The following is an 11,961-nucleotide window of genomic DNA, read 5'->3' on the forward strand; positions in this document are numbered from 1 at the left end:
CACTTTATTTCCACATAGGTATTCTTATCAACCTTAAATAATAATATATGGCAAAGGAAAATGAAGAAGTTGAAAGTCAGAAGAGTATTCCGGCATCCAAAGTTCAGAGAGCTGCCAGGTTCATGAAAACAGGAGTAAAAGTTGGGCGAAATTATATTAAACATTATGCGCGTAATGCGGTAAACCCAGGTACTGGCAAAGATTTACTTCATGAAGATAATGCAAGAGATATTTATGATTCTTTAAGTGAGTTAAAGGGAAGTGCTTTAAAAATAGCTCAGATGATGAGCATGGATAAAAATCTTTTACCGGCCGCTTACTCTGAGAAGTTTCAAATGGCGCAATATTCTGCTCCACCACTTTCTTATCCTTTAGTTGTAAGAACTTTTAGAAAAGATGTTGGTAAAACACCCGAAGAGATATTTGATACTTTTACCAGAAATGCTGTAAATGCTGCTTCAATTGGGCAAGTTCATCAAGCAACAATGGGAGATAAGAAATTTGCTGTTAAAGTTCAATATCCGGGAGTAGCAGAGAGTGTTACTTCTGATTTAAAAATGGTTAAACCATTTGCGGTAAATATTTTAGGTTTAAATGATTCTGATGTAAACCATTATATGGATGAGGTGCGCAATATGCTGCTTGCCGAAACAGACTATGAGCTTGAATTAAGGAGATCGAGAGAAATTTCTGCTGCTACCTCTCATATTCCACATTTAAGGTTTCCGAGTTATTACCCGGAATATTCTAGCAGACATATTCTTACTATGGATTGGTTAGATGGAATGCACTTAGATGCATTTCTTAAAACAAATCCTTCGCAAGAGATATGTACACAAATTGGGCAGGCAATGTGGAGTTTCTACGATTATCAAATTCACCACATGAAATCTGTGCATGCAGATCCGCATCCGGGCAACTTTATATTAAATGATGAAGGTGAATTAGGTATTATTGATTTTGGTGCAGTAAAAGAAATTCCAGATGAGTTTTATAATAAATACTTTGTGCTTTTAGGAAAAGATATAACAGAAGACGATGAGCGCCTAATGAAAATATTTAAGGGATTAAACTTTATATATGAAGACGATTCTCAAAAAGATCAAGAAGAGATTTTTACCATTCTTAAAACAATGGTAGAATTATTAGGTAGGCCTTTTAGAAGAGATACTTTCAATTTTGGTGACGATAGTTATTTTAGAGAAATATATGAATTTGGGGAAGCGTCTGCAAAAGCTAAAGTATTAAAAGAGTCTAAAAAGCCAAGAGGAGCAAGAGATGGCCTGTATTTAAATAGAACTTATTTTGGTTTATATTCAATATTAAATCAACTAAAAGCAAATATCGACACAAAATCTTATTGGCAAGAGAACTCCTTTCAGATATAACTAATTTTCTGGTTTTAGGTAGTAAAATTACTGCTTAAACTAAGTATGATTCTATTTAAAGTATCGTTGTGACTTTGATGAAAACAATCAATTTCGCAACGATATTTTTTTGCCTATTAATTCATCTCTCTGTTTTTCAACTTTTTGCTCAAGAAGACAGGAGAGTAAAGCTTCTGGATTCAAAAAAAATCCTGTTAAATGGTGAAACCGTGCTGATTACTGATCTCGACGAGTCTTTTCAGAAAGAGATTAAGGCTAATATTGCTTCTACTTGCCAACGGAATCTCGAAATGGCTCTTTATGCTATGAAAGAACAGCCTAAAAAAGCATTTTATATGTTGAATGAAGCTATTAAACTAGATAGCGCTTTTATTCCGGCATATGCTGCTCTCGTCAAACTGTTTGACAATATGGGACAGACAGAGAAAACAATAGATATAATTGATAGGGCACTTCATTATAAAAATGATAAAGATCTTTTGCTTGCTAAGGTGATACTTTTTCAGAAAATCAATCAAGAAAAAGAAGCTTTGGAACTGACTGTTAGTATGGTAGCCAATAATCAAAACAAGCCAGAAGCAGCTTATTTAAAAGGTACAATACTTTATGAGCAAGGAAGTATAACTCAAGCCTACAAAAGTTTTGAATTAACTACTTCCATTAAACCATCTATGTTAGAAGGTACACTGGCCAAAGCAGTTATTCTTCAAAAAGAAGGCAAAATGGGGCAAGCCGTTGCTTTGTTTGACTCTCTATATCAATCAAATAAAGAAGACAAAACAGTTTTATATCACTTGGCATTTTTCAAAAAAGAAGCGGGTGATTATGATAAGGCTATTGCATTACTAAAAGATTTGGAGCAAGCAGATTCGACTTTTGCAGATGCTTTTTTCTTAAAAGCAGAAATAAAATTTCAATTAGAGAAATACGAAGAAGCTATTAATGCTTTTCAAATAAGTGTTGCAAAATATACAAATGAGCCTGAGCAATTAGCCAATGTATACTCAAACATCTCGGTTTGTTATTTTAAGCTTGAAAGATATGAAGAAGCAGAACAAGCAGCTTCTAATGCAATTGAAATGAATACCTCTTTGGCAGCAGCATATTTAAATAGAGGAAATGCCAGAGAGATGCTAAGAAAAGACTTAGAGTCTTGTAACGATTGGCAAAAAGCCGTTGAGCTAGGTTTGAGTGAAATAGCTCCTTTAATAGATGGTTATTGCGAAGTGCAGTCTAATGAATAAAATCGATAATTTTTTTAGATATAAAATGAATAAGCTTTATCGTAATCCAAAGCTGATTTTTTTATTGGTGTTAAGTCTATTCTTTATTGTAGAGCTTTCAGCACAGGATATTTCATTCAAAAAATCTAATTTCAAATCTAAAAAAGAGGCTTTTAAACAAGCATTAAAAGAATTGAATTTGGGTGATGAATATATTGAAACAGAAAGGGATTACGACCTTGCTTTAAAGCACTATTTGAGAGCTAATAAATTTAATCCCAAAAGTGTAGAGTTAAATCAAAAAATTGCAACATGTTTTTTAAAAGGAGATAGAACTACTAAAGAAGAAGCCAAAGCATATTTACTAATAGCTCAGTCATTAACTAAAAAATCAAATATAGATTTAGCATTTCTGCTCGGAGAAGCTTATCAATATGAAGCAAATTGGGATTCTGCAATTATATCTTATCAGGAAGTAATTAAAGAAAAAGAGATTGCTTTGGACCTAAAAGAAAAAGCAAAATATAAAATTGCACAGTGTGAAAATGGTAAAAATCTTCTAGAGAAGCCAGTGAGGGTATTTATTGATAACATGGGAAGAGGAGTAAATACAGTTTTTCCTGAATATGGAGCTGTATTTAGTAGTGATTTTGAGACGATGTATTTTACCGCAAGAAGATCAAATACAACAGGTTTTGATGCAGATACAGACTTTAATTATTACGAGGATATTTATGAAAGTAAATTTCTAAATGGAAGATGGAGCAGAGTAAAAAGTATTGATGAGTTAAATTCATCTGGTCATGATGCTATTCTAGGAATATCTCCCAATGATAGAAAATTATTAATTTATAAAGGAGATAACAATGGAGATATTTACTTATCTAAATTAAACAGAAGAAAATGGGGTGAGCCATTACATTTCCCAGAGCCAATTAATACAAAGTATAGAGAAGTTTCAGCCTGTTATTCGCCAGATGGCAAAAGAATGTTTTTAGTAAGTGATAGAGATGGCAGTATTGGTGGATTAGATATTTTTGTTTCTGAATTTAAAAAAGGGAGAGGGTGGAGTGAGCCTGAAAACTTGGGAGATTTGGTTAATACCAAATATGATGAAGATGCTGTTTTTATGCATCACGATGGCAAAACGCTTTACTTCAGTTCTAAAGGGCATAATAGTATTGGTGGTTACGATATTTTTAAAACTGAATTTATTTCAGGTGCATGGACTAAACCAGTAAATGTAGGAATTCCTGTAAACACACCATTTGATGATTTGTATTATTTTACTGATTCTACAAAAAAATATGCATACTATTCGACGCATCGCCCAGATAGTAAAGGAGCAGAAGATATTTATAAGGTGACTTTCTTAGGACCAGAAAAACCATCTAAATTTATTAGTGCTAATAGAAATGAAAGTATTCCGGAGTTATCATTAGATGCAGTTTTGGATAGATTGATTTTTACTGAAAAAACAAGTGATCAAGTCTTAATTAGAGGTATTGTAAAAAGTAAAGATGGAAATGTAATTCGAGCTGCAATCAATTTAGAAGATGTAATTCAACAGTCTGTATTGGTGACCGATACAACCAGTCAAAAAGGAAATTTTTCTTTAACTATAAATACAAGTACAGATTATAAATTAAATGTAAATGCTCCAGGGTATATTTTTTACAGTGAAAATATTTCTATAAGTGAAGCTGATACTTTAGAAAAGATTATAGTTTTAGACCCAATTAAAAAGGGTGAAAAAGTAGTAATACAAGATATCTATTTCTCTTCTGGCTCTGCGCAGTTAAGCATAGATTCTAAGCCTTCATTAGATCAAATTCTTTCTTTTCTTAAGCAAAACCTAACAGTTAAAGTAGAATTGTCGGGACATACAGATAATGTTGGCTCAGAAGAGACTAATAACCAATTATCTAAACAAAGAGCGAAAGCAGTATTTGTTTGGTTACGAGAAAATGGGATTGCTAACAATCGAATGCGATATATAGGCAAAGGTTCAAAATTTCCAGTAGGAGACAATGCTACTGAGTCTGGTCGCAAAAAGAATAGGAGAACAGAATTAGAAATTGTTCAAACTGATTCAAAATAAGACTATTTGTGCCTATTTAGGTAAATACCGAGTTGCTCAATTAAGTGGTTAGAAATTCCTGTATCTTCTCTGTTTTCTTCAAAATAATATCTAGTGGTTTCTACGTACTCAATAAATGCTGCTTTGTCTTTTTTGAGTATGATATTATATAAGTTATCTACCTCTTGTTTAAAAATAGCTAAAACCTCTGGTACAAATTCATTATACATCTGAATGTCGGCATAAAGAGCAGGGTCTTGCAAAACGTATCGGCTAAAGAAAATGAGGAAAATGCGATATGGCGGCGAGGATACATCTTTTATTTTTCCAAGATTATGTCCGGCTTGCTCCAAAGCTCTGGCACTTACAAAAATATTAAAGTGATTTAGGCCCTGAACTACCCCCATCACTTTATCGTGCCTGATGTAATCAAGATCGAAGATTTCTGCTTGATCAGCAATAAGCCACTGATTAAATGCACTAAAAAAACCTCGATCATTTGACTTAAAACAATATAGAAAGACTTGTCCTTCCAAACTGGAAACTCTTTGAGAGAACATTGGATGGAAAGAGTGAAACTCTACATTTATCTCAGGATTTTCTTTTTGCAGTGAATTATATTCATCGATAATAAACTTCTTTACACTACAAACCTCTATAAGAATTTTTTGGTTGAGGTATGGAAATATCTCTTTAATAACAGCTTGCATAAATGTAATAGGCACACTCAAAAAGATTACATCAGAGTTTTCTACCAACTCTTTATTTGAACTCCATTGAGAAGACTCATCATTAGAACTAAAAGTAACCTCACAATTCTTGTCTTTTAGGTAATTAACAAACCAACTCCCCATACCTTGACTACCACCAATTACCCCGTATCTTAAACTTTTTATTTCCATTCTAAACTTAAACTTTTTAATTCAGATTCAATCTCAAGTTTGTCTTTCTACTGAGAATTTAAAGACAGTTTGTAAAGCTGGCAATTAAATTAAAGAAATGCCACAAAACCTTATCTAGATTTGAGTATCTGATAATTTACGCTGCTAATAGAAAGTGAAATAATGATGAATTAAATATTTAGATACTTGTAGCCGCAATCTATTTTCTATCTTTGCAGGGTTTTAAAACATAAACCAGCTTAAAATGATATTAGAAATCTCACCCAATGCTAAAGGACTTATTTTTGATCTTGATGGCACCCTAGCCGACACTATGCCTTCTCATTATTTATCTTGGAAAAGTATTGCTGATGCTCAAAAATTTGAGTTTACCGAAGATTTTTTCTATTCTTTGGCAGGTGTACCAACTCAAAAAATCTGCTTAATATTAAATGAAAAGTATGGGTTAAACCTAGACCCTATAAAAACTGAAGAAGAAAAAGAAGGTACTTTTCTCGAAATTATTGGCGAAACATTAAAACCGGTAACAGCAGTAGTAGATGTTTTAAAAAAATATCATGGAAAAATGCCAGTTGCTTGTGGAACTGGAAATATAAAAGAGATTGCATTACTTACTCTAGATTATATTGGGTTACAAGGGTATTTTGATATAATCGTAACCGCAGAAGATGTATCTCACCCTAAGCCACATCCTGAAACTTTTTTGAAATGTGCAGAACAAATGGGAGTTGAACCACAATTTTGCCAGGTATTCGAAGACGGAGAACCTGGACTTAAAGCTGCTATTGATGGAGGTATGATCCCTACTGATGTAAGACCTTACTACGAATTAAGAAAATAATACTCTTTTTTTAGCTTAAAGAGTAAACTATCACTAGACAAACAATCACCATCATGATAGCTGCTACAATGGCAAGTAAGCTATCTTTGGTGATTTTCTCACCTAAGTTTTTCTTTCTATTTATAGAAAAAACTGGCAGCTCAAATAAGCTTTTTTTAATCTTTAAATCAGAATTTGATTGGAAGCTATCGCCAATATTAATGTTTATATAGACTTCTCTTGCCATTTCAAAATCCTCTCTAAGTTCCTTATCTTTTTCCATTTGCTTAAGAAATGAAACTTTTTCATCGTCAGTCATCTGGTCGTTAAGATACTTTTCAATAACTACCATATTGTTAAGGCTCAATTCTTCAATTGTCTTCATCGAAACTTGGTGGATTATGTTTATACATATATAATAAAAAAAATGAGGGTAATTGTTCACAGTATTTAAAGAAAAATACATTTTCACGAAAAAAAATTCAAATCCTCATCAAAAAGCACACAGCGTATGAAACTGAGCAAAAATACATGTTTTTTTTCATTTCATAGCTATAATAAATCTAACGAATAAGTATTTAAAAAGTAGCTTTTTGACAAGCATTTAATAAACAATTTCTAACAAACTAAATAAATATGGATCAAGATTTACTGCAGGAAGATGACCTTACATCAGTAAGTGAGAAATCTACTGGGAATCCCTTGCCTAAAATAGTCCCACCAAAAAAGAAAGACGAACTTCCTGATACAGGTTACAAATATGTGCTTACAGATGTAACAGAAGACAGATACAAACCTAGGTTTGAAGAAGAAATTTCAGAAGCTCAGAATAAGCTTAATAAAATAAAAGCCAAAGTTGGGAAAGATGTATCTTTCTATAAAAATGAAAGAAGAAAAAATAAGGTAAGGGCATTTGTGATTAGAGTAATGTCAACTTTAATGGCAGCAGTTATAACCATTTTATTAGGGTTAAATATTGAAGGTCTTGAAAAAACTTTCAATACAATGGCTTTGGTTATCAGTGGTTTCTTAACTGTTATAGGCATATTACAAAAATTACTTGATTCTAAAGACTTGTGGGTGCAATATACATCTACTGTTGCCAAGCTAGAAGGTCTTTTGTTTTCGATAGAATATTTAGAAGAAGGAAAGAATGCTTTAAGACTTAAAGATGTCGAATTTATAAAGTTGAAATACGATAGAATTATGGAGTCTACAACTGATTTCATTATAAAAGTTCGTACTGATACTGGAGATAAATAAAAATCTAATACCAAATTATATTTTAAATACTATCCAATCGGGTAGTATTTTTTTTGTAAAAGAATTATATTTCATGCGTTAACTATAATTTTTTGCCTGAAATATATGCATTCACCCGACACAAAAAAAATTAAAAGTTTATCTGTTGATTTTCCAGAATCTGAGCTTATTATTAATAATGATGGAAGTGTTTATCATTTGAACCTAAAACCATCTGACATTGCTGAAAATATTATTGTCGTTGGCGATCCGGGTAGAGTACATCAGGTTAGCAGATATTTTGATACTGTTGATTTTGAAATGAATAAAAGAGAGTTTATAACTCATACAGGAACACTTAATGGCAAAAAAATTACAGTTATTTCAAGTGGTATAGGCACAGACAATGTTGAAATTTTAATGACCGAGCTTGATGCATTAGCAAGTATCAATTTTAAGAATCGAAAGAGAAAGGCTAGAAGAAAAAAGCTTAAAATTGTGAGAATAGGCACTTCTGGTACCATGCGATCCGATGTGAAGCTAGATAGTCATTTGATTTCTGTAAATGCAATTGGCATAGACAACTTAATGGGCTTTTACAAATTATATCAAAAAAAGGAACATAAAGATCTTTGTCGAAATTTAAAGCAATTAGTTAATCTGCCTAGTATACCTTATCTGGTTTCTTGTTCGGAGGTATTGTTAAATCAGATTGGTTTTGATATGGTACAGGGAAATACCGTGACCAGTCCAGGTTTTTATGCACCACAAGGAAGGGTATTAAGAGCACCCGTAAAAACTCCAGATTTTTTAGATAAGCTAACAGCATTTAATGAGAATGGCTTTTATCTAAGTAATTTTGAGATGGAAACAGCCGGTTATTATGCATTCGGTCAAATGCTTAAGCACGATATGCTTTCAGTAAATGCAATAATAGCAAATAGAGCGATCCAGAAGTTCTCTAAAAAGCCTGCAGATGCGATAGATAGCTTAATTCAAAAAGTACTTGAAAGATTCACTAGTTAATTAGTTTCTTTCTATCAATATTCTTCAATATGCTGAAAAAGGATGCGTTTTTGAAAGAAAAAAAATGCATCAGATAAAAGAATTTTTTAGACTTATAATTTTACTCTACTTTTTTGCTCAATTTGTTTCCTGCACAGAGAGTGAAGTAGAACCACCAAGTAGTTTGTATGGCGCAAGCTTTTATCCTTTAAACGAAGGTCACTATGTCGAATATTCTGTTGAAAAAATTACCTACAAAGAATTCGAAGCGACAGATACTAGTAGGTATTATTTAAAAGAAGAAATTGGCGATACCCTGTCAGATTTAACTGGTAACATTCTACAAAAAGTGTTTCTTTATTCAAGAGCCGATACAATACAAAACTGGCAGTTAGATTCCGTCTGGTCAGTAAGGTACGATTTTAACAGAATTATTAAATCTGAACATAACACACCTTACATAAAATTGGCTTTACCATTGGCATTAAATAAACAATGGGATGGAAATGCTTTAAATACTTTTGATGAACAACTTTACACAGTTCAAAATTTTAAGCAGGCTTACAGTAATTTTGAAAACACTTTAAAAATCGTTTCTCAAAATGACTCGAGCTTAGTCGATAAAAATGTAAAATGGGAAATTTACGCAGATTCGATAGGTCTAATTGAAGAGCTACAGATATCACTGGAATATATAAGTGATTTTAGCGATCCATATTACGGAACAGATTCAATTCAAAGAGGATTTTCTTTGCATAAAGAATTTATAAATTCTTCAAAATAAATTTATTTTATTCAGGCATCTTTTAATAGAAAGTATGCATTTCTACATTAAACTGCAAGATTTTTAAAAATAAGCAGAACAATAATTAACTGTAAAATCTGCTTTTATGAGGGATAAATATGGGAATACCTTTATTTTTTTGTATTTTTGTACTAAAATAAATGTAAAAGTCCAAAAACATGGCAAAGATAAAAATTCTCTACGTCTCCAGTGAGATCAATCCCTTTTTAAAAAGTTCCGAAGTTGCTGACTATGTTAGAAAGTTGCCTCAATCAATGCAAGAAAGAGGCATGGAAATCAGAATTCTGGTTCCAAGGTTCGGGATAATTAACGAACGAAAAAACCGCTTACATGAAGTTGTTAGATTATCTGGAATAAATATTCCAGTAGGTGATGAAGAAAAACCATTAACTATAAAAGTAGCATCAATACCAAGTGCTAAACTACAAGTATACTTTATAGACAATGAAGATTATTTTCATCGCAAATCTGTGTTTAAAGACAAACAGGAAAAGTTCTACAACGACAACGATGAGAGAGCTATCTTTTTTTGCAAGGGCGTAATCGAAACGGTAAAGAAGTTGGGTTGGGCGCCAGACATAGTTCATTGCAATGATTGGATGACCAGCTTAATACCAATGTATCTGAAAACTACCTACAAAAACGATCCAATGTTTAAAGATGCAAAAACTGTATTTACTGTTTTTAATACAGGTTTTGAATTTAAATTTAATGACGATTTGCTTAACAAGGTGAAGATGATGGATATTGAAGACAATATGCTTTCAAGCCTTGAATCAGCAGACTTTAACGGATTTATTAAAATAGGTGCACAATATTCAGATCTAGTAACCAAAGCAAGTAAAGAAGCTGATATTAATGTAAACGGACTTTTAAAAGAATTTGAAGAAAGTAAAAAAATCAATGTTATTGAAGCCAATAACGGAAATTATTTAGACTCTTACTATGAAATTTACAACGAACTTGTGGGGTAGCACTTTAAATTTGAGTGAAGTCTTTATCAATCATTTTAATAAAGGATTACTAGCTATAGTAATCCTTTTATACTTTACATCTTGTAATGATGTAGAATCGATTGGTGATACTTTACAAGACTCTGATCTACTACTAAAAGCCTCATTTACAGACACTATTACCATTGAAACACAAGTGGTTTATTTAGATTCTGTTATTACCAATCGTGCTTTATTGGTTGGGACTGAAAATGATGAAAAATTTGGTCGCACTACTACCGAGTCATTTTTTAAGCTTTACATTCCTTCAGAATTTAATGAAACTTTTATTGAAACTGGGAATGAAGCTGTTTTTGATTCTGCAAAACTAGTGCTTACTTATAGTGTGGTTTCGGGAGATGAAACTTTAGATCAAACAATAGAAGCTTATTCGATAAATGAATTTATCGTTGACACTATTCCTTACTATCAGAGCAATACTATTGTTGATGTAAATAATGAGCTTTTAGGCTCAGTTACCATTAATCCTGAATTGGATACGCTCGATAGAATGAGCATGAGAATGGATGCATTAGGAGAAATGTTGTTTTCAAATAGAACGGCTGCAGCTATGCAAGATCAAGATAGCTTTGAGGAAGAAATCTTGAAAGGCCTTAAATTACAAGTGAACGACACTGAGGCAGATATGTATACCCTCAGCTTTGCTCCAGACAATACTAATACTTCCACTAATTTTTCTTTTAAGCTGTATTATTCTTTACCAGGTGATACCATCTCGAAGTTACAGACTTTCTTTATAGGTACATCTTTTTTTCACGCAGATGTAGACTTTACGAATACAGATTACTTGGCAGGTTTACAATTTGGAGATGAGATAAATACAGCTGAAACTGGTAATGAAGCTTATGTACAGTCTGGTGTTGGTTTAACTACAAAGATTAAATTTCCATACCTTGATGATTTTGCAAAACAAAATCCAAATCTGGCAATTAACAAAGTCGAACTCTCATTTGATCCAGTTGAGCTAAGCCCATTGGTGCATGGTACTCCACCTTCGGCTATGCGATTCTTTGCTTTAGATGAAGATGGGAATTTCGATGTTAATAGGTTATTGTTACGAGAAGGTCTTACTTTAACACCAGTAAGTTCGTCGGCTGTAAGCGATGATCTTATTCTCTCTTTAACATACAACGCAAGAGCTGGAACTTACCCAGTAATGGATATAACAACTTATATACAGAGTATATTAAATGGGAGTTTAGAGAATAATGGATTGATGTTTAATCCATTTTACAGTAGAAGCAGTATTGCAAGAAGTATTATAGGAGATAGTAATTATGAAACTGACCCAATTGTGTTAAGAATTTTCTACACAAAAGAAAATGGTTCAGAATAATTAGTCTCAATTACCATAATTAAAATAAACTCCTTAGTAAATAAGGAGTTTATTTTTTTGCCCATATCAAATATTTCATAAAAAAATCTATTATTTGAATATATCTACTCTTATTATTGTTAAAATATTTTTTAAACTTTTTTGATT

At 32.2% G+C, this 11,961-nt stretch carries 11 protein-coding genes; 9 read left to right on the plus strand and 2 right to left on the minus strand.

What is annotated here, in order from left to right:
- The first annotated feature begins 47 nt into the window (after nucleotides 1-47).
- The 3 genes from OQ292_RS18680 to OQ292_RS18690 all read left to right on the plus strand — a co-directional run bounded on the left by OQ292_RS18680 (nucleotide 48) and on the right by OQ292_RS18690 (nucleotide 4,712).
- Entirely contained in the window at nucleotides 48-1,388 is a 1,341-nt protein-coding gene (locus OQ292_RS18680; RefSeq protein WP_284683665.1) for an ABC1 kinase family protein, read from the plus strand.
- A 209-nt stretch (nucleotides 1,389-1,597) separates the two neighbouring features.
- Nucleotides 1,598-2,632, plus strand: coding sequence for a tetratricopeptide repeat protein (locus OQ292_RS18685; protein ID WP_284683666.1), 1,035 nt, complete (start codon nucleotides 1,598-1,600; stop codon nucleotides 2,630-2,632).
- Between the two features lie 25 nt (nucleotides 2,633-2,657).
- Nucleotides 2,658-4,712 carry an OmpA family protein gene (locus OQ292_RS18690; RefSeq protein WP_284683667.1) on the plus strand — a complete coding sequence of 685 codons (2,055 nt, stop codon included), beginning with the start codon at nucleotides 2,658-2,660 and terminating at the stop codon, nucleotides 4,710-4,712.
- Between the two features lie 2 nt (nucleotides 4,713-4,714).
- Here OQ292_RS18690 and OQ292_RS18695 read toward each other — a convergent pair whose 3' ends face one another.
- Nucleotides 4,715-5,593 (minus strand): prephenate dehydrogenase/arogenate dehydrogenase family protein, encoded by an 879-nt coding sequence (locus OQ292_RS18695; RefSeq protein ID WP_284683668.1) that lies wholly within the window; start codon nucleotides 5,591-5,593, stop codon nucleotides 4,715-4,717.
- 244 nt (nucleotides 5,594-5,837) lie between these two features.
- Here OQ292_RS18695 and OQ292_RS18700 point away from each other — a divergent pair, with 244 nt between their 5' ends.
- On the plus strand, nucleotides 5,838-6,434 hold the full coding sequence (locus OQ292_RS18700) for an HAD family hydrolase (RefSeq protein WP_284683669.1): 597 nt from the start codon (nucleotides 5,838-5,840) through the stop codon (nucleotides 6,432-6,434).
- Between the two features lie 10 nt (nucleotides 6,435-6,444).
- On the opposite strand, the gene OQ292_RS18705 is transcribed toward OQ292_RS18700, so the two are convergent.
- Nucleotides 6,445-6,798: a hypothetical protein gene (locus tag OQ292_RS18705; protein ID WP_284683670.1), complete on the minus strand. Its 354-nt coding sequence runs from the start codon at nucleotides 6,796-6,798 to the stop codon at nucleotides 6,445-6,447.
- A gap of 251 nt (nucleotides 6,799-7,049) precedes the next feature.
- Between OQ292_RS18705 and OQ292_RS18710 the strand changes: the two genes are divergently transcribed.
- The 5 genes from OQ292_RS18710 to OQ292_RS18730 all read left to right on the plus strand — a co-directional run bounded on the left by OQ292_RS18710 (nucleotide 7,050) and on the right by OQ292_RS18730 (nucleotide 11,814).
- Nucleotides 7,050-7,676 (plus strand): SLATT domain-containing protein, encoded by a 627-nt coding sequence (locus OQ292_RS18710; RefSeq protein WP_284683671.1) that lies wholly within the window; start codon nucleotides 7,050-7,052, stop codon nucleotides 7,674-7,676.
- 105 nt (nucleotides 7,677-7,781) lie between these two features.
- Nucleotides 7,782-8,681, plus strand: coding sequence for a nucleoside phosphorylase (locus OQ292_RS18715; protein WP_284683672.1), 900 nt, complete (start codon nucleotides 7,782-7,784; stop codon nucleotides 8,679-8,681).
- Between the two features lie 64 nt (nucleotides 8,682-8,745).
- Nucleotides 8,746-9,444 (plus strand): hypothetical protein, encoded by a 699-nt coding sequence (locus OQ292_RS18720; RefSeq protein ID WP_284683673.1) that lies wholly within the window; start codon nucleotides 8,746-8,748, stop codon nucleotides 9,442-9,444.
- 179 nt (nucleotides 9,445-9,623) lie between these two features.
- A complete protein-coding gene (locus OQ292_RS18725) occupies nucleotides 9,624-10,439 on the plus strand; it encodes a glycogen/starch synthase (protein ID WP_284683674.1) in 816 nt (271 codons plus the stop codon).
- Nucleotides 10,411-11,814 (plus strand): DUF4270 family protein, encoded by a 1,404-nt coding sequence (locus OQ292_RS18730; RefSeq protein ID WP_284683675.1) that lies wholly within the window; start codon nucleotides 10,411-10,413, stop codon nucleotides 11,812-11,814. Before OQ292_RS18725 ends, OQ292_RS18730 begins: the two co-directional genes overlap by 29 nt.
- The last annotated feature ends 147 nt before the right edge of the window (nucleotides 11,815-11,961 follow it).

It is taken from the genome of Chondrinema litorale (assembly GCF_026250525.1).
GTDB classification, from domain to species: domain Bacteria; phylum Bacteroidota; class Bacteroidia; order Cytophagales; family Flammeovirgaceae; genus Chondrinema; species Chondrinema litorale.

Excerpts from the sequence above, each read along its gene's own strand:
- OQ292_RS18680 (WP_284683665.1), top strand. The coding sequence starts at position 48 with ATGGCAAAGGAAAATGAAGAAGTTGAAAGTCAGAAGAGTATTCCGGCA.
- OQ292_RS18690 (WP_284683667.1), top strand. The coding sequence starts at position 2,658 with ATGAATAAGCTTTATCGTAATCCAAAGCTGATTTTTTTATTGGTGTTA.
- OQ292_RS18695 (WP_284683668.1), bottom strand. The coding sequence starts at position 5,593 with ATGGAAATAAAAAGTTTAAGATACGGGGTAATTGGTGGTAGTCAAGGT.
- OQ292_RS18700 (WP_284683669.1), top strand. The coding sequence starts at position 5,838 with ATGATATTAGAAATCTCACCCAATGCTAAAGGACTTATTTTTGATCTT.
- OQ292_RS18705 (WP_284683670.1), bottom strand. The coding sequence starts at position 6,798 with ATGAAGACAATTGAAGAATTGAGCCTTAACAATATGGTAGTTATTGAA.
- OQ292_RS18710 (WP_284683671.1), top strand. The coding sequence starts at position 7,050 with ATGGATCAAGATTTACTGCAGGAAGATGACCTTACATCAGTAAGTGAG.
- OQ292_RS18715 (WP_284683672.1), top strand. The coding sequence starts at position 7,782 with ATGCATTCACCCGACACAAAAAAAATTAAAAGTTTATCTGTTGATTTT.
- OQ292_RS18720 (WP_284683673.1), top strand. The coding sequence starts at position 8,746 with ATGCATCAGATAAAAGAATTTTTTAGACTTATAATTTTACTCTACTTT.
- OQ292_RS18725 (WP_284683674.1), top strand. The coding sequence starts at position 9,624 with ATGGCAAAGATAAAAATTCTCTACGTCTCCAGTGAGATCAATCCCTTT.
- OQ292_RS18730 (WP_284683675.1), top strand. The coding sequence starts at position 10,411 with ATGAAATTTACAACGAACTTGTGGGGTAGCACTTTAAATTTGAGTGAA.